This is a genomic window from Bacillus siamensis (assembly GCF_051628075.1).
In the GTDB taxonomy this organism is placed as follows: domain Bacteria; phylum Bacillota; class Bacilli; order Bacillales; family Bacillaceae; genus Bacillus; species Bacillus siamensis.
On record NZ_CP155579.1, the window covers coordinates 2,168,394 to 2,185,038 of the forward strand.

Sequence of the window (16,645 nt, forward strand, 5' to 3'; positions counted from 1 at the left end):
GTCACCCTTCCCCCCTAGGCTTTGCTTTTCCAAGATACAAAAAGCCGTCCTTTACTTTTTGCTCATAACGGTCAAGAGGCGCGAGCGGCGGCGTGCCCGGAACATTCGTGCCGTCTTTTTCATACAGCCCGTAATGGCAGGGACAAAAGAATTTGTTCGGATTTTTAGGATCATTGTTCCAGTTTACGGTGCAGCCCAAATGCTTGCAGATCGGCGAAAGCGCTATAATTTCATCGCCATGCTTATAGACCCAGGCTGACCTGGATTCTTCCGATTCGTACCAGGCGTCGACCTGATGAATTTTAAAGTCAAACCGTTTCGGCTCCTTTGTCAGTTCATCGACGCTGACAACCTGCACCATTTTTTGATCTCCGGTCGGTTTTAATACCGGGTCCAGCGCAAAACGGACCATAGGCATAAGCGCACTGGCGGCCATAAATCCCCCCACGCCGGTGAGCGCATAGTTTAAAAATTGCCTTCTTGATATATCTTGTTTTCCGCCCATCTCTTCCCCCCCTAAAAGATTGACCAAAAATTAACTAAAATAGAAAATAATTCTGATATTTGACACCCTCATAATATATGAATCTTTCAGCAAGGTCAACAGAGGCAAAATGGCTGTTTTGCGGGATGTCTGGAGTTTTTAAGAATTGTTCCACTTCTGTAACAAAACGTTCAAAATTTCCCCGCACTTATCATCCGCTATTTTTCTCTTTAAAGAGTCTTTCATATGTTCAAACGGGACTGCTGGTATGTATATGACATCAGATCCTATTTCAGAGTCCTTCCATTTTTCGTCTGCCGTCAGAAACAAGGCATGCCGGAAGCTGGTCATCACCTCTTCTTTGAATTTTTGCAGCAGGGCGATCTGTGATTGATCTATATCAACATATGTATAAGAGGGGAATAAATATACCCGTCCCTTCAACTGGCGCTCAAGCTCTTCAGAAAGCAATTGGGTGCTCTCCCCCCGTTCAACTGCCTCTTTTAAGCCGCCTGCAGACGTTATGGAAATTAACGGAATGATAGCGGTGTCAATGTAATCCGCAGATTGTAAAAAGACCTCGGCATCAGCGGCCCTCCATCTCATGTCTGGTTCCTCCTCCTTACGCAACAAGCCTTGCATATTCTGCAAGGCTGTCATTTATGTGAGCTGATTCAATTGGCGGGAAAGCTTTTCAAATGTTTCTTTATCGTGGCGGTCCAGCGCCTCGTCGATATCTTTAAGCAGCTTTTCCCGCTGGAAAGTGGATATGGCCTGTTCTAATATTTTTTCGGCCATCCCCTGATCCTGTTTATTTTCAAACAGGTCTTTCGGCAGATGCGGATTTAATTCAAGAACAGCAGCATATTCAGGCGAGCTGTAGGCCGAACGGAAATTCAGCTGGATAAATAAATCCTGCTGCTTATTCAGCCGGATGTCGTGAAAAGATTTTTCTGCGTCCGTGGTCATGACATTTTCTTTGTAAAACCTAAACGGCACCTCATCAACGCAATGAGTAGACATGATAATGCCTCTCGGGCAAAATTCAGCTTGTTCTACAAAATGGACCTTCTCCATTAATGTATCATGACTCATTAAATAATTTAAAATCCAGACGCACTCCCGGCGTTTAAGCTGATAATGATTTAAAAACCAACGGATAAAATCCTTTTTTTCATTGACAGAAACAGGGGTCTGCATGTAATTCCCTCCTCTATCGATCGTATAATCTGACATCACTTATACATTCAGCAAGCATGGTCCAAAATCCTGCTTATCTCAAAAATTCGTCCTCTATCCGTAAGATTGTTTCTTCAAGCTCTTCGTTTGTTCCATCCATTGAAAGCACTTGTTTTAAAAGCGGCAGCGCTTCTTTCTGGAGACCCTCTTCCAATAAGAAGTGAGCGTATTCATATAAGAAATCCCGATCCTCCCGGTAATGGAGGTACGCAGCTTCGAAGCTTTTTTTCGCTTCGTCATATTGCTCCAGACCCGTATAGGCGCCCGCCAAATACCAATTGTATTTCGGATCTTCTTCGCCGTAGCCGCGGACTTCCTGAATCAGATCAATAATCTCTTCAAAGCTTTCTTCTTTATGATAGACGGCTAAAAGCGTATGGAGCGCTTCCACATAACCCGGATCGAGCGCCAGCGCTTCCTGAAGAAGCTTTTTGCCTTCGTCTTCGTTCCCGAGCTTTAACGCCATTTTCGCCGCATAGAGAAAAAGCTCTTTATTGTATTCATCGTAAGTAATACCTTCTTTAGCGGTTTTTAATGCATCTTCATACATGCCCTCTGCCTCGTAGCTTTTTGCAAGCGGCATATAAAGCGATGAATAAGAAGGATCAAGCCCTTTTAAATCAGAAAGCTGCTTAATGGCGGTTTTGACCATCCCCGCCTGATAGGCTGTGAAGCCGTACCCGAAAATCGTATTCGGTTCTGTATGTTCTGCTGCCGCTTTTTCATACCATGAAATCGCTTCTTCAAATTCACCCGCCGCGCTCAATGACTCGGCCAGCCTTTGATGAACATTTACACCGCCGATTTCGTTCCGCTCTTTTGCCGTCTCTTCGTAATAGGGAACGGCTTTTGCGTATGACCCTTGGGTAAAGTATAATTCTCCCAGAGCGAAATCAATAACAGGTTCATCTTTTAACATCGCTTTCGCCTGTAACAGCTTTTGCTCACTTACTTCAAATAAGCCCTGCATCTGATACAGATCAGCCATCAAAAGAAGGCTTTCCGCGTAAGACGGGTCTTCTGGTGATATCGTCTCCAGCACCTCAAGAGCTTTTTCTTCTTCATCAATATCTATTAACAATTCGGCGTAAAAATTCGTCAGCTCAGACTCATCCGGATAAAGGTCATGCAGATCACTGATCAGCGTTAACGCTTTCTCTGCGTTTCCCCATTCATAGTAGAGCTGGGCTGCAATGGCTTTGTCTTCGTCATGAAGCTGCGATTCAGCTTTTGAAAGCGCTTTGAGTCCCTTTTCGGTTTCACCTGCTTCAACTAATTTTATGGCATCTTGAATCAATGTATTCAAATCAGACCGGTCCTTTCTTTTCCTATACCTCATCAACCAATGAAAAGGGTTTATTCGGGTTATTCTTATCATAATTCAGACAGGGTCTGCCCGCAAATAAGATGCTTCACCCGGCATTATAGTTTATCAAAAAATGGCGAGGAGGAAAACGGCAAAAAAGGGGACGCCATCTTTATACGCAAACAGCGCGGTTTGATCCGGCTGTTTCTGTAACGAAAACGCATCCCCCCTTCCTGTTATTTTTCCTGTTTAAGACAAGCTATGTCAAAGCTCAAGACTTTATGACACACGAAGAAAAAAGCCCGAAGAATCGTCTTCAGGCTTTTTTGGCTAATTGATCTAAATGCTCAAAGAATGTCGGATAGGAGACGTGGATCGCATCTGTATCACGGATGTCAATCGGCTCTTCCGTCAGACATGAGGCGATACCGAGCATCATGCCGATGCGGTGGTCGCCGTGGCTTGATACACTGACGCCGCCCGCGAGTGTCTTTTTGCCGCGGATTTTCATGCCGTCTTCAGTCGCTTCAATGTCTGCGCCGATTTTCCGGAGCTCTGATACGACGGTGTCGATCCGGTTCGTTTCCTTCACTTTCAGCTCCGCCGCGTCTTTAATGACCGTTGTGCCTTCAGCCTGCGTTGCCAAAAGGGCGATAATCGGTATCTCGTCAATTAAACGGGGAATGATTTCTCCGCCGATTTCTGCCGCTTTCAGAGCTGACGCTTCGATAACAAGATCTCCGTACGGCTCCGCGCTGTCCGCTTCTGACGGAATCACTTCAAGTGAAGCCCCCATCTGCTTTAAGACATCAATAATCCCTGTGCGCGTCGGGTTCAGGCCGACGTTTTTCAGTACAATCCGGCTTCCGGGAACGACAGCGCCTGCCGCGAGGAAAAAGGCCGCTGAAGATATATCCCCAGGCACGAAAATATCAGCTGCCCGAAGCCGCTGACCGCCCGTTACGGAAGCGCTCGTCTCTGTCTCCGCAAGCTCAGCGCCAAAAGCGTTCAGCATCCGTTCTGTATGATCTCTTGATTTATGAGGCTCGGTAACGGTTGTCGTTCCTTCTGCCTGCAATCCGGCAAGCAGCACGGCAGATTTGATCTGCGCGCTTGCGACGGGAGACACATAATCGATGCCTTTTAATTGTCCGCCTCTTACAGATAACGGCGTAAATTCTCCGTCCGCTCTTCCGTCAATCACGGCACCCATCTGCTTTAAAGGCTCCGTCACCCTCTTCATCGGGCGCTTTGCAATACTTTCGTCGCCCGCTACCGTACTGTGAAATGGGCGTCCGGCTAAAATGCCGAGCATCAGGCGGATAGTCGTGCCGGAATTTCCGACATCAAGAAGGCTGTCAGGCTCATAAAGTGCGTCAATGCCGTTCCCGTGTATCGTTACATCACTTCCGTTCTGTTCAATGGAGACACCCATTTTTCTGAAGCAGGCAATCGTGCTCAGGCAATCGGCTCCCGGCAAAAAGTTTTTTACCGTTGTCGTTCCTTCTGCAAGCGCTCCGAACATAACAGAACGGTGGGAGATGGATTTATCCCCCGGAATGTGAATTTCACCGTTTAAAGATGTCACTTTTTCTCTTTTCAATGTTTTCCACCTCAGTCAGCGTAAAATGTGTCATATTTGGCGCGGGATTGAATGCAGATTTCCGCCCGCTTGCGGTCCTCATCCGTCTGGAAACTGATTCTCAGAATTCCGTTAATATCTTCTCTCGTTTCGATAATACGGATGTTGGTGATGCTGATTTGTTCATCAGCCAATATCGCCGTAATCTCCGAAATGACCCCCGGATGATCGGGAACATCGACATAAAGGTCATAAAAGGACGGGATCGCCCCTTTTTGACGGATGGGCAGGCCGTCGCGGTAATCCTTCGCTTTTTTAAAGTAACCGAACAGGTTGTCCGCATCTTCATTTTCTACGTAAGATTCGATCGTGTCAATCTCCCGTTTCCACTCTTTGAAGCGGTCAAGCAGTTTATCTTTGTTGTGAAGGAGAATGTCTCTCCACATCGCCGGACTGCTGGAAGCTATTCTTGTAATATCCCGGAAACCGCCGGCCGCGAAACGCTTCAAAAGCGGGTAATCTTCTTCAGAACGGTGAGCCTGATGTACGAGGCTGGCAGCAACGATATGAGGGAAATGGCTGATGACGCTCGTCACGCCGTCATGCTCCTCAGGCGTCATCTCCACAAAGTGGGCGTTTGCCGCTTTCAGAAGCTCCTTCAGATGCGTTACTGACTGTTTAGAAGTTGATTTTCCCGGTGTTAAAATGTAAAACGCGTTTTCGAATAAAAATTCTTTTGCGGCAGCTGCCCCTGATTTATGAGACCCCGCCATCGGGTGGCCGCCGACAAATTGATAGTGAGCCGGAAGCACTTTGTCGGCGTAGCTGACGACTTTCTGTTTTGTGCTGCCCACATCCGTAATCAAGAGTTCATGGGTGATGCCCGAGGCGGCCAGCATATCAAGCATTTTCAGCGTTTGGGCGACGGGCGTGGCGATAATGATAACTGATGCTTGCTGCGCCCCTTCCGTAAATGAGCCGGCCCGCTCGTCAATAATTCCGAGCTTCAGCGCGGCAGTGAGCTGTTCTTCCGAAATATCCACACCGATAATCCGTTTATGCGGATGCTCCTTTTTGATGGCCAATGCGATCGATCCGCCGATCAGCCCGATCCCCGCAAGCAATATAGTATCCTTCATTTCACTCATTTCCTTTTTCATCTAGTTTAATAGAGCAAAGAGGTGATGCTTGATCACCTCTTATAATATTTCAGCTAAAATTGTCAGAATTTCCTCATTCTGCTCTTTCGTACCGACCGTAATCCTTAACGCTGTCGGAAATCCGAGCGCCTGTCCCGAGCGGACGATATATCCTTTTTCCAGCAGGGCCTGAAACAGTTCATCCGCCGGGCGGTTAAAATCAATGAGCACAAAGTTGGTTTGTGAAGGATAACATGTTAAACCGTGGGTTTCGGCAAAATCATAATACTGCTTAAGACCGGCTTTATTTTTTTCGACACATTCCTTAATAAATGCCTGGTCATCAAGCGCAGCCAGTGCCGAAGCCTGGCCGATTCTGCTCGTATTGAACGGCTCTCTCGCCGGCTCAATCTGGCGGATCAGCGCTTCGTCCGCAATGCCGTATCCGACGCGCAGCGCGGCAAGTCCGTACGCTTTAGAAAATGTGCGGAGGATCATGACATTCGGATATTGCTTTAAAAGCGGAATGCTTTCAGGGTAATCTTCCGCCGTGACATACTCATAGTACGCTTCATCAAGTACAACGAGGATTTCCTCGGGAACTCTGTCTAAAAAGGAAATTAATTCCCGTTCGGAAGTATACGTCCCCGTCGGATTATTCGGATTGCACACCCATATGACTTTCGTCTTGCCGTCAATTGCTTCCAGCATCCGCTCCAAATCATGAGCACCGTCACTGCGGAGCGGCACCTCACGTACTTCAGCGCCCTCAATCACCGCATTGTGTCTGTATTGCGGAAAAGTCGGAGCGGCGGTAATCGTGTTTGCCTGATCATTTAATAAAGAACGGCAGATAATCTGCACAAGCTCATCTGAGCCGTTGCCGAAAATGATCGAAGATTCACTGACCTGCAGATGCTCACTGAGCCGCGTTCTCAAAGCCGCACTGTAACCGTCTGGATACAGCGCGAGCTGCTCAATCTCCTGATGCAGCGCATCTTTAGCTGCCTGTGAACAGCCGAACGGATTTTCGTTAGAAGCGAGCTTCACTACTTTCTCAAGCCCGTATTCCATTTTCACTTCTTCTATTGGTTTGCCCGGCTGATACGGTTTCAGCTGCCGCAGCTGTTCTTTAATCTGCAAATCCAGTCACCTCATTTTACACTGTACAGTCGTCCGAACGTCTTTGCGTAGTCTTCAAATTCAAGAAGCGCATCGGCTCTTGTTACGGGGTTCACAAGCTTTGTTTCAAGCTCTTCTACTTTTTTAACGAGCGCGCTTCCGACAACGACACCGTCTGATATTTCATTCATCTCCTCAACCTGTCTGCGGCTTGAAATGCCAAAACCGACCGCAACCGGAACGGAGCTGAATTCTTTCACTTTTCGGATAAAAGAGTATACAGACGGATCGAATTCTCTGCGTACGCCTGTCACTCCTAAAGAGGATACGCAGTACACAAAGCCGCCGGCCTGTTCAGTAATTATTTTCAGTCGGTTTTCACTTGTCGGCGCAACCAGCGAGATATAAGCGATGTTCTCCTTTTTGCATGCCGTTTGTAAAAGGGCGCTTTCCTCTAACGGAAGATCCGGAACAAGCAGACCGTCTATGTCGTTTTCCCGCAGTAAAGCGAAAAAGTATTCTTTCTCTAATTGTAACACAGGATTATAATACGTAAAGAGGATAATTGGAATATGAACGCCGTTTTTTTTCATTTTGCCGCCAAGTTCAATGGCTTTTACGATATTCATTCCGTTTTCCAGAGCCCGTTTTGAAGCCCGCTGAATAACCGGGCCGTCGGCGAGCGGATCTGTGTATGGGACGCCGATTTCAAGGGCTGAGGCGCCTGCATTCTGCAATGACTTTGCCAGCTCAACAGAAATGTCAGGAAGCGGATCGCCAGCTGTAATAAAAGGGATAAATAGTTTTTCAGAATCATGCAGATTAAACATGTGTCTCCACCTCGTTTTCCAAAACATTCATCAGCGTATGAACGTCTTTATCTCCCCTTCCCGACAAACTGACGAGAATGATTTTATCTTTATCCATGTCTTTTGCCATTTCAAACGCTTTTGCCAAAGCGTGTGCGGATTCAATAGCCGGAAGAATGCCTTCTGTTTCAGAAAGCAGACGCAGCGCGGCGATCGCTTCATCATCTGTCACACTTTCGTACGTTACACGGCCGCTTTTATGCAGATAGGCATGCTCCGGCCCGATCCCCGGGTAATCAAGGCCTGCTGAAATGGAATACGGTTCGATAATCTGCCCGTATGCATCTTGTATTAAATAAGTCATCGAACCGTGAATCACCCCGAGCCTCCCTTTTGCGATCGTTGCCGCATGCAGCGGTGTATCAATTCCTTTTCCGGCAGCCTCGACGCCGATCAGCTCAGTATCATCTTCTAAAAAGGCCTGAAAAATGCCCATCGCATTGCTTCCGCCGCCGACACAAGCAACAACCTTATCAGGGAGCGTTCCTTCGGCTTTGCGGAGCTGTTCTTTCGCTTCCTTGCCGATGATTCTCTGAAACTCGCGAACGATGTAAGGATACGGATGCGGACCTACAACAGAACCGATTAGGTAGAAATGATCTTCACAATGCTGGACCCAATATCTGATCGCCTCATTCGTCGCATCTTTCAGCGTGCCGTTTCCGCTTGAGACCGGCACCACTTTTGCGCCGAGCAGTTTCATGCGGAATACGTTCAGCGACTGGCGCGCAACGTCCTCTTCCCCCATAAAAACCGTGCACTCAAAACCGAATTTTGCGGCGGCTGTCGCGGCGGCAACACCGTGCTGTCCCGCACCAGTTTCGGCAATGATTTTCGTTTTGCCCATCTTTTTGGCAAGCAGAATCTGGCCTAACGCGTTGTTTATTTTATGGGAACCGGTATGGTTTAAATCTTCCCTTTTCAGATAGATTTTTGCCCCGCCCAAATACTCCGACACCCTGTCTGCAAACGTTAATGCCGTCGGTCTTCCGGAGTAATCAAACAATAGTTTTTGATATTCGGCATGAAAAACGGGATCATTCTTTAATTCTTTGAAAGCCGTTTCGATTTCTTCGAGGGGCCGCATTAATGTTTCAGGGACAAACTTGCCGCCAAATTCGCCGTATCTTCCGATTTCATTTGGATATGGATACATAATGGTTCATCCTTTCTTCTAAAAGCCGGATCAGTGTTTGATCCTTTTGTCCGTTTTTTTCAATTCCGCTGGCAAGATCTATACCGCACGGGCGTGATCTCAGTAAGCCGGTAATCGTTTCAGGATTAACGCCGCCCGCAATAAAACAGCGCTTGTTTGCTTTTTGAGCCTGCTCCCGGTACAAAGGGACACGCTTCCACGAAAACGCGATTCCCGTCCCGCCCCTCATGCCTTTGACTGAAGAATCAATGACATAGCCGTCGATGGCAGGTGCAAATTGAGCCATCTGACGAAGCGTGCTTTCTCCGTGATGGAGCGCTTTCCATATCTCAGAACGCACAAGAGGACGGAGACGGCGGGCATCCTCTGGCGATTCATCACCGTGAAGCTGGATAACGTTAAGGGACAGATCAGAAGCGATTTGCGCGATGTTTTCTATCGTTTCATTCACAAAAACTCCGACATGTTTCTTGTCTGTCCGGATCTCTTGTTTCCATTTCCGGACGTCATCCGGGGTGACCTTCCGTTTGCTTGCGGCAAAAATAAATCCCAGGTAATCCGCTTCTGAGGCTGCCGCAAGCTCATAATCACGCTTCGATCGTATTCCGCAGTACTTTAATTCAGGCTTTTTCATACCCTCACTCCCCGAACAGCCCGCGGATCGCCTTTTGCTGTGAATCCTCTCTCATTAAGGATTCTCCGATCAATACAGCCTGCGCCCCGTGCTTGTTGACGAATTGCAGGTCAGCCAAAGAGCCGATCCCGCTTTCACTGACCAGCAGACAGCCGTCCGGCACAAGCTGCGCTATTTTTTCCGTTTGCGAAACCGAAGTACGGAACGTTTTTAAGTCCCGGTTGTTAATGCCGAGAATGTCCGGCTGAAACACCTGTAAAATCCGTTCAAGCACGGTTTCATCATGGACTTCCACGAGAACGTCCATGCCCTTCTCACGTGCTTCCAGGTAAAGCTCATGAAGCTTTGAAGGTTCCAGCGCTTCACCGATCAGCAAAATCGCATCAGCACCGAGCCGGTACGATTCCTCCACCTGCAGGGAGTCAATAATAAAATCCTTTCTTAATACGGGAAGAGAAACGCTTTTTTTAACATCTGTCAAAAAGTGATTTCTGCCCTGAAAAAAACGGGTATCCGTCAGAACAGAAAGGGCGTCGGCTTTGGCTGCTTCATAATCTGCCGCAATCTCTTCCGGAACAAAATGCTCTTTAATCAGCCCTTTAGACGGCGAAGCTTTTTTCACTTCAGCGATCAGCCCGATAAAACGGTTCGGATTCAGGAGCGCTTCCTTAAAAGATCTCCGTTCAATTTGACAGGTTTCCGGCAGCACAATGGATTTGATTTCTTCTTTTTTCTGCTGAATGATTTGATCAAGCATATAATTCTTCCTCTTTCTGTTTCAGACGTTCGAGCTGCCTTTTGGCATCTCCGTTTTGAATCGTTTCTAAAGCGATTTCGGCTCCTTCTTTCAGATCGTTCGCGAGACCCGCCGTATAAATGGCCGCTCCCGCATTTAAGGCCGTAATGTGCAGAGCAGACGACGGAGCTTCATTTGCAAAAATATTCTGAATGAGACGCGCGCTTTCTTCCGCTGAGCTCACTTGAATATCTTTCAGCAAACCTTCTTTAAAACCGAATTGTTCAGGTGATACCGCATATTCCAGACGTTCACCATTTTTCAGCTCAATGACATCGGTCGGTGCTGTGACGGAAAGTTCATCTAACCCGTCACGCGCCGACACAAGCATGACGTGCCTGACTTCAAATTGTTCCAAAGCGCTTGCCATCAGGCGCGCTTTTTCAGATGAATAGACACCGATCACCTGCCGCTTCGCCTGCATCGGGTTGCTGAGCGGGCCAAGCAGGTTAAACACGGTTCGGAAGCCCAGCTCTTTTCTCACAGCGGCGACGTGCTTCATTGACGAATGAAACAGCGGTGCAAACAAAAAACCCATTTGCTTCGTCTCAATACTGTGTTTGACACTGTCAGGAGTGGATTGAATGGAAACACCCAGTTTTTCCAGCACATCCGCGCTGCCGCTCTTAGACGACACGGAACGATTTCCGTGCTTGGCAACTTTGGCTCCGGCGGCAGAGGCTGTAATCGCTGCTGCCGTTGATATGTTAAACGTAGAAATCCTGTCTCCGCCTGTTCCGCACGTATCAACGACATCCTCCAGGCCTTCTGCCGTCTGCGCACGGGCCCGCATCGCTTTTACAAATCCGGCGAGCTCCTCCGCCGTTTCGCCGCGGTGGGCTAATACCGATAAGATTCCGCCGATTTCAGACTGCGACATGTCTCCGTTCATCATCATTTCCATCAGCTTTTCGGCTTCTCCGGTTTTCAGCGTGCCGCCATTAACGCACGATTGCAGAAATTTGTTCATCCGTCTTCTCCTCCCCGCCAGAAAAGATGTCTTCTGCGATTTGAATCGTTTTTAACAGCGCCCCCGCTTTGTTGCAGCTCTCTTCATATTCGGCTTCCGGGACGGAATCAGCGACTATTCCCGCGCCCGCCTGCACCGAGGCCGTACCGTTTTTGACACTCATGGTGCGGATGGTAATACACGAATCAATCGAACCGTCAAATCCGATATAAGCGATACATCCGCCGTAAGTTTCTCTGGAAGTCGGTTCTAATTCATTTAAAATCTGCATCGCGCGGATTTTCGGAGCGCCCGAGAGTGTTCCTGCCGGGAATGCCGACATCAGCGCATCAACCGGATGGACGCCCTGTTTTAAACGGCCGGTTACAACGGAGATGATGTGCATCACATGTGAAAAAGAAACGATCTTCGTGAATTCCGGAACGGTTACGGAACCATACTCCGCGACTCTGCCGATATCATTGCGCGCCAGATCGACGAGCATGTAATGTTCAGCTTTTTCTTTTTCGTCATTCATCAGCTCTTTTTTCAGGCGTTCGTCCTCTTCTTTTCCGGCTCCCCTTTTTCTCGTTCCGGCGATCGGATGTATTTCCAGATGCCTGTCATGCACACGGATCAGGCGTTCAGGCGAACTCCCGACAATGTCTCTGTCCGGCAGTTTAATATAGTACATATAAGGTGAAGGGTTGACGATGCGGAGCACCCTGTACAGCTCAAAGGAATGTCTGGATACCGGGATCTCAAATTTTTGCGACAGCACTCCTTGAAAAATATCTCCCGCTTTTATATATTCTTTCAGTTTATTAACGCCGGCCATAAACTCTTCTTTCGTATTATTGGATGTCACATTGGCAAAGCTCGGTGTTTCAAATGTATCTTTGGAAAAAAACGGCTCTTTCATATCCTTAGGTTCTGTCAAAATACCGATAAGCTTGCGAAGCTCAGCGCAATTTTCTTTAAAAACGGCCCGTTTTTCTTCTTCCGTCTCCCGGCCGTTAAGCGCCGCATATTGAATGAAATGCACTTGTTTCGTTTCATGGTCGTACGCAATGATTTTCCGGCAGACAAACAGCATGCATTTTTCTAAATCTGTTTCTTTTGCGTGGCTTGGCACGGAAGGCTCAATTAAAGGAATCATGTCATAGCTCAGATAACCGACCGCCCCTCCCGAAAACGGGATATCAAGATCGGGCGTTTTAATACGGAAGCTTTCATTCATCCAGTCAAGCACGGCTTTTAAATCTCCGGCTTCAAACAGCGTAACCCCTTTCGGATCAGCGGCAGTGAATGTGTGATGACTCTCTTTAATCGTGATAAAAGGATCGAGACCGATAAAGGAGTATCTTGACCAGCTTGACGACTCATCCTTGCTTTCCAGCAAATACGTAATGTTTCTGTCCAGTTTTTCAACCATCTGAATGGGTGTGATCGTATCGACCGTAAAAGTCTCTGCGATTGGAATGGTGCGGTGTGTCAGACTGTCCTTTAAAAATAAAGAAACATCCGATTGTAAATTCATGATTCTCCTCCTTACGGTAAGGAGAATGAGATGAGGAGTGAGAGGGGTCTTGCATATAAGAAATAAACCCAAAAGAAAGGCTTCTTTTGGGCAGAATAAAAACGTGTTTATCTCAGCTCAGCTAAACTCATTCTCTGCTACCCTATTCTAAACTCAACTTTTCATCATCTGGCTTCTATGCTTTATACACACTCTTGTGTATTTCTAAGCTTTTTTTATCGTATTACATGTCAGTATTTTTTGTCAATGATAAATCCGGTCTTAACACAACGGCTTTTTCTAAATAGACATGCTTGATTTCATCTTGAGGCGTATCCGTCTGAACCGTCATCAGGACACGGATACATTTTTTCAGAGCGCCTGCGACATCCATTTCCTGCATGCATGTTACCGGGACGTACTGCCACCCGGAAAGGCGGCGGACCGCTTTTGCCGGAAATACGGAATGGATGTCAGGCGTGGCGGATAACAGGATCTGCACGACGTCTTCCGGCTTGCATCCATTTTGTTCAATGATTTTTTCAAGCAGCTGCTGTGTTTTTTCTAAAATTTCTTGTTCGGTGTCTTGTTCCACCGTTGTTGCTCCGCGAATGCCGCGTATCATCATGCTGTTTCCTCCATTCGCCATTTGTTCAGCAAATTTTCAAGCTCATCTTTTGAAAGCATACAGTCCTGCGCTTCGCCTAATTCCTTCAATACGATGAACTGAGTCATGCCTCCGCGCGTTTTTTTGTCATTCATCATCCGGGCGGAGAGAACCGGTGTTTCAATATCTTGTCTGATGCTTCCCGGGTAGCCGAGCCCAATCAGCCATTGCGTGAGTTCTTTTCTGTTCATCTTGCATCCCGCAACTTGTTCACTCACGTAAAGGGCAAACTGCATGCCGAGGGCGACTGCATCTCCATGTGTAATCCGGCCGTAGCCGTATTCCGCCTCAACTGCGTGGCCGAGCGTATGTCCGAAATTCAGAAAAGCTCTTATCCCCTCTTCCTTTTCGTCCTCACGCACAACGGCCGATTTGATCGAGATTCCTTTATAAATCATTTCATTCAGCTCAGCGCTTGTCAGTCCGTTTAACGTATCAAGCGTGAGAAGCTTTTCTAAAAAAGCGTGATCGGCGATAAACGCATGTTTTATCACCTCAGCCATACCCGATCTCAGCTCTTGTTCCGGCAGGGTTTTCAGAAGCTCCGTATCATAAATCACCGCTTTCGGCTGATAGAACGCTCCGATTAAGTTCTTTCCGAGTTTATGATTGACGGCCACCTTGCCGCCGACCGCGCTGTCATGGGCAAGCAGTGTCGTCGGCATTTGGATGAAATCAATTCCGCGCATAAAAGTCGCTGCGCAAAAGCCGGCCAAATCACCCGTCACACCGCCTCCGAAGGCGATCATACATGAAGAGCGGTCCATATGGAAAGCGATCGCTTCCGATTGAATCCGTTCATACTCTTTCAGAGACTTCGCTTCTTCTCCGCTCGGGACGATCACTTTTTTCACGGGCCATGTTTCGTTTAGAAGCCGGAACATCTCATCACCGTAAAGCCGGTCGACTTCAGCGTCGATGACGAGCAGGATTTTTGTCAGCGGCCTGTTCAGTGAAGTCAGAAGGGCAGCGGCCTGTTTCCTGATGCCTTCACCGATATACACGGGATATGCGGAGGAAGCCGTCCGAACCTCAAGCTCCTTCATTAGAATTCCCTCGATAGTTTCTTCATGTTTTCAACATTTTCTTTAATGCGGTCGATCTGGTCGAGGCCGAATTGTTCTACGACGGCATTTGCGATTTCCCAGGCCACTGCCGCTTCAGCCACGACGCTTGCCGCAGGAACCGCGCAGCTGTCTGAACGTTCAATGCTCGCTGAAAATGGCTCTTTCGTTTCAATATCAACGCTTTTCAGCGGCTTATATAAAGTCGGGATCGGTTTCATAACACCGCGGACGACAATCGGCATACCTGTCGTCATACCGCCTTCTAATCCACCGAGCCTATTTGTGGCGCGTGTGTAGCCTTTCTCTTCATCCCACACGATTTCATCATGAACATCACTGCCGTTTTTGCCGGCCGCTTCAAAACCGATGCCGAACTCGACCCCTTTAAAAGCATTGATCGACAGAACGGCAGCGGCGAGCTTGCTGTCCAGTTTACGGTCATAATGGACATAGCTTCCGACACCGACCGGCATGCCTTCGACAATCACTTCAACGATTCCGCCGATTGAGTCGCCGTTTGCCTTCGCTTCATCAATGGCTGCCATCATTTGCCGGCCTGCTTCTTCATCGTAGCATCTGACCGGTGATTCTTCCGTTACCCGCTTGAGATCTTCAATGGATGTGTAGTCGGTCTTCTCGGCTTTTACCCCGCCGATTTGCAAAACATGTCCGGCCACTGTAATGCCAAGCTCCGCTAAAATCTTTTTAGCGACGGCTCCGGCAGCCACGCGAACCGTTGTCTCACGCGCGGAAGATCGTTCTAACACATTTCTCATATCGCGGTGATTGTACTTAATGGCGCCGTTTAAATCCGCGTGCCCCGGTCTCGGTCTTGAAATCTGGCGTTTCATTTCACTTTCTTCTTCTTCTGTAATCGGTGCGGCACCCATGATTTTTGTCCAGTGGGTCCAGTCTTTATTTTCTACAACGAGCGCAATGGGTGAACCGAGTGTCCGGGCATGCCGCACGCCGCTCGTAATCTTCGCTCTGTCCGTTTCAATCTGCATGCGCCGTCCGCGCCCGTGCCCTTTTTGGCGTCTGGCAAGCTCAAAATTAATATCTTCCTCAGTTATATAAAGCCCCGCAGGCACACCTTCTATAATGGTCGTCAGCTGCGGACCGTGTGATTCTCCGGCTGTTAAGTATCTCATTTCGTTCTTCTCCCTTCATCACATTAACGCTTTTAAGTAAAACTATAACACAAGTTTTCATAAAATGTCTTCTATCTTTTTTGATAAAAAAATGTATCAGTGCTTTCAAGGCCGAATTTTTCCGGGCTGAAAATTTGTTCTGTGCTTCCGACAAACAGAATTCCGTTCTTTTTCAGACTGCCCGCCATTTTCACATACAGCTCTTCTTTCGCTTTTTCAGTAAAATAAATAAAAACATTGCGGCAGACGATCAGATCAAAATCCTGTTCATAGCTGTCGGCAAGCAGGTTATGCCGCTTAAACCGGATGTTTTTCTGAATCTCTTGTTTTACTTGATAGCTGTTGTCAGCCTGCTTGGTGAAATAGCGGCTTTTTATGGAAGCCGGCACCTCTTGCAGGGACCGCTCCTGATAGATGCCCCGCTTGGCTTTGCCGAGCGCCTTTTCATCAATATCTGTCGCCAATATATCAAATCCGGCCAAACCCGCCTGCTGATTGAGAATCATGGCCAAGGTATAGGGTTCCTCCCCCGTTGAACAGGCCGCACTCCATATTTTTAACGGTTTGTTATGCTTTATTAACGGAAGAATTGAGGTTTCAAGAACTTCCCATCGTTTATAATTTCGGTAAAATTCAGAAACATTGATTGTCATCCTGTCCAATGTTTCATTTAATAAAAGCTTGTCTTTCTCCAAAGCGGCGGCAAATTCCTGAAAATCTTTGAATCCCTTTTTTTCATAAAGGGACGTCAGCCGCCTTTTCATTTGTGCTTCTTTGTATAAAGATAAATCAACACCGGTTATTTTCTTCCACTTGGTGATAAAAATGTCGTAAGGCTCCATTGCTTCTCTCCCAATCTCGCTGTCTTTTGTCCTAGTATAGCCTGTTTTCTTTCTAATTTGTACGATTTCAATAAAAAAATCAGCCCGCAGGCTGATTTGTGAGAAATGAAAAGACAGGGCAGA

The 16,645-nt window shown here is 47.5% G+C and carries 17 protein-coding genes; all 17 read right to left on the reverse strand.

The genetic code is table 11. The features are described from left to right. Position 1 precedes the first annotated feature (1 nt). The 17 genes from ABDB98_RS10560 to ABDB98_RS10640 all read right to left on the reverse strand — a co-directional run bounded on the left by ABDB98_RS10560 (position 2) and on the right by ABDB98_RS10640 (position 16,522). Complete coding sequence (locus ABDB98_RS10560) at positions 2–505, reverse strand: ubiquinol-cytochrome c reductase iron-sulfur subunit (RefSeq protein ID WP_003153484.1); 504 nt, start codon at positions 503–505, stop codon at positions 2–4. A gap of 138 nt (positions 506–643) precedes the next feature. Then, positions 644–1,090 carry a YpiF family protein gene (locus ABDB98_RS10565; RefSeq protein ID WP_438420119.1) on the reverse strand — a complete coding sequence of 149 codons (447 nt, stop codon included), beginning with the start codon at positions 1,088–1,090 and terminating at the stop codon, positions 644–646. 54 nt (positions 1,091–1,144) lie between these two features. Then, positions 1,145–1,684: a ReoY family proteolytic degradation factor gene (locus tag ABDB98_RS10570; RefSeq protein ID WP_438420120.1), complete on the reverse strand. Its 540-nt coding sequence runs from the start codon at positions 1,682–1,684 to the stop codon at positions 1,145–1,147. Between the two features lie 73 nt (positions 1,685–1,757). After that, positions 1,758–3,029 (reverse strand): tetratricopeptide repeat protein, encoded by a 1,272-nt coding sequence (locus tag ABDB98_RS10575; RefSeq protein ID WP_438420121.1) that lies wholly within the window; start codon positions 3,027–3,029, stop codon positions 1,758–1,760. 316 nt (positions 3,030–3,345) lie between these two features. Continuing rightward, the gene (aroA, locus tag ABDB98_RS10580) at positions 3,346–4,632 is read right to left on the reverse strand and encodes a 3-phosphoshikimate 1-carboxyvinyltransferase (RefSeq protein WP_438420122.1); all 1,287 of its coding nucleotides are present in this window, start codon (positions 4,630–4,632) and stop codon (positions 3,346–3,348) included. A gap of 11 nt (positions 4,633–4,643) precedes the next feature. Then, a complete protein-coding gene (locus tag ABDB98_RS10585) occupies positions 4,644–5,759 on the reverse strand; it encodes a prephenate dehydrogenase (protein WP_438420123.1) in 1,116 nt (371 codons plus the stop codon). A 51-nt stretch (positions 5,760–5,810) separates the two neighbouring features. Then, complete coding sequence (gene hisC, locus ABDB98_RS10590) at positions 5,811–6,893, reverse strand: histidinol-phosphate transaminase (protein ID WP_438420124.1); 1,083 nt, start codon at positions 6,891–6,893, stop codon at positions 5,811–5,813. Positions 6,894–6,904: 11 nt separating this feature from the next. Then, positions 6,905–7,702, reverse strand: coding sequence for a tryptophan synthase subunit alpha (gene trpA / locus ABDB98_RS10595; protein WP_438420125.1), 798 nt, complete (start codon positions 7,700–7,702; stop codon positions 6,905–6,907). Then, the gene (gene trpB, locus ABDB98_RS10600) at positions 7,695–8,897 is read right to left on the reverse strand and encodes a tryptophan synthase subunit beta (RefSeq protein WP_438420127.1); all 1,203 of its coding nucleotides are present in this window, start codon (positions 8,895–8,897) and stop codon (positions 7,695–7,697) included. Before trpB ends, trpA begins: the two co-directional genes overlap by 8 nt. Beyond that, a complete protein-coding gene (locus ABDB98_RS10605; RefSeq protein ID WP_438420128.1) occupies positions 8,878–9,531 on the reverse strand; it encodes a phosphoribosylanthranilate isomerase in 654 nt (217 codons plus the stop codon). Before ABDB98_RS10605 ends, trpB begins: the two co-directional genes overlap by 20 nt. A gap of 4 nt (positions 9,532–9,535) precedes the next feature. Then, complete coding sequence (gene trpC / locus ABDB98_RS10610; protein WP_438420129.1) at positions 9,536–10,288, reverse strand: indole-3-glycerol phosphate synthase TrpC; 753 nt, start codon at positions 10,286–10,288, stop codon at positions 9,536–9,538. Further along, positions 10,281–11,297 (reverse strand): anthranilate phosphoribosyltransferase, encoded by a 1,017-nt coding sequence (gene trpD / locus ABDB98_RS10615; RefSeq protein WP_438420130.1) that lies wholly within the window; start codon positions 11,295–11,297, stop codon positions 10,281–10,283. Before trpD ends, trpC begins: the two co-directional genes overlap by 8 nt. Continuing rightward, a complete protein-coding gene (gene trpE, locus ABDB98_RS10620; protein ID WP_438420131.1) occupies positions 11,269–12,816 on the reverse strand; it encodes an anthranilate synthase component I in 1,548 nt (515 codons plus the stop codon). Before trpE ends, trpD begins: the two co-directional genes overlap by 29 nt. A 223-nt stretch (positions 12,817–13,039) precedes the next feature. Further along, on the reverse strand, positions 13,040–13,423 hold the full coding sequence (gene aroH / locus ABDB98_RS10625) for a chorismate mutase (protein ID WP_045510999.1): 384 nt from the start codon (positions 13,421–13,423) through the stop codon (positions 13,040–13,042). After that, the gene (gene aroB, locus ABDB98_RS10630; protein WP_060964890.1) at positions 13,420–14,508 is read right to left on the reverse strand and encodes a 3-dehydroquinate synthase; all 1,089 of its coding nucleotides are present in this window, start codon (positions 14,506–14,508) and stop codon (positions 13,420–13,422) included. Before aroB ends, aroH begins: the two co-directional genes overlap by 4 nt. Beyond that, complete coding sequence (gene aroC / locus ABDB98_RS10635; protein ID WP_047475720.1) at positions 14,508–15,680, reverse strand: chorismate synthase; 1,173 nt, start codon at positions 15,678–15,680, stop codon at positions 14,508–14,510. The genes aroB and aroC overlap by 1 nt, the downstream gene beginning before the upstream one ends. 71 nt (positions 15,681–15,751) lie before the next feature. Next, a complete protein-coding gene (locus ABDB98_RS10640) occupies positions 15,752–16,522 on the reverse strand; it encodes a protein-glutamate O-methyltransferase (RefSeq protein ID WP_060964889.1) in 771 nt (256 codons plus the stop codon). Positions 16,523–16,645: the final 123 nt, after the last annotated feature.

Coding starts and splice junctions, on each gene's coding strand:
- ABDB98_RS10565 (WP_438420119.1), bottom strand. CDS start 1,090: ATGAGATGGAGGGCCGCTGATGCCGAGGTCTTTTTACAATCTGCGGAT.
- ABDB98_RS10560 (WP_003153484.1), bottom strand. CDS start 505: ATGGGCGGAAAACAAGATATATCAAGAAGGCAATTTTTAAACTATGCG.
- aroH (WP_045510999.1), bottom strand. CDS start 13,423: ATGATGATACGCGGCATTCGCGGAGCAACAACGGTGGAACAAGACACC.
- ABDB98_RS10585 (WP_438420123.1), bottom strand. CDS start 5,759: ATGAGTGAAATGAAGGATACTATATTGCTTGCGGGGATCGGGCTGATC.
- trpB (WP_438420127.1), bottom strand. CDS start 8,897: ATGTATCCATATCCAAATGAAATCGGAAGATACGGCGAATTTGGCGGC.
- trpA (WP_438420125.1), bottom strand. CDS start 7,702: ATGTTTAATCTGCATGATTCTGAAAAACTATTTATCCCTTTTATTACA.
- trpD (WP_438420130.1), bottom strand. CDS start 11,297: ATGAACAAATTTCTGCAATCGTGCGTTAATGGCGGCACGCTGAAAACC.
- trpC (WP_438420129.1), bottom strand. CDS start 10,288: ATGCTTGATCAAATCATTCAGCAGAAAAAAGAAGAAATCAAATCCATT.
- ABDB98_RS10640 (WP_060964889.1), bottom strand. CDS start 16,522: ATGGAGCCTTACGACATTTTTATCACCAAGTGGAAGAAAATAACCGGT.
- trpE (WP_438420131.1), bottom strand. CDS start 12,816: ATGAATTTACAATCGGATGTTTCTTTATTTTTAAAGGACAGTCTGACA.
- aroB (WP_060964890.1), bottom strand. CDS start 14,508: ATGAAGGAGCTTGAGGTTCGGACGGCTTCCTCCGCATATCCCGTGTAT.
- ABDB98_RS10605 (WP_438420128.1), bottom strand. CDS start 9,531: ATGAAAAAGCCTGAATTAAAGTACTGCGGAATACGATCGAAGCGTGAT.
- aroC (WP_047475720.1), bottom strand. CDS start 15,680: ATGAGATACTTAACAGCCGGAGAATCACACGGTCCGCAGCTGACGACC.
- ABDB98_RS10570 (WP_438420120.1), bottom strand. CDS start 1,684: ATGCAGACCCCTGTTTCTGTCAATGAAAAAAAGGATTTTATCCGTTGG.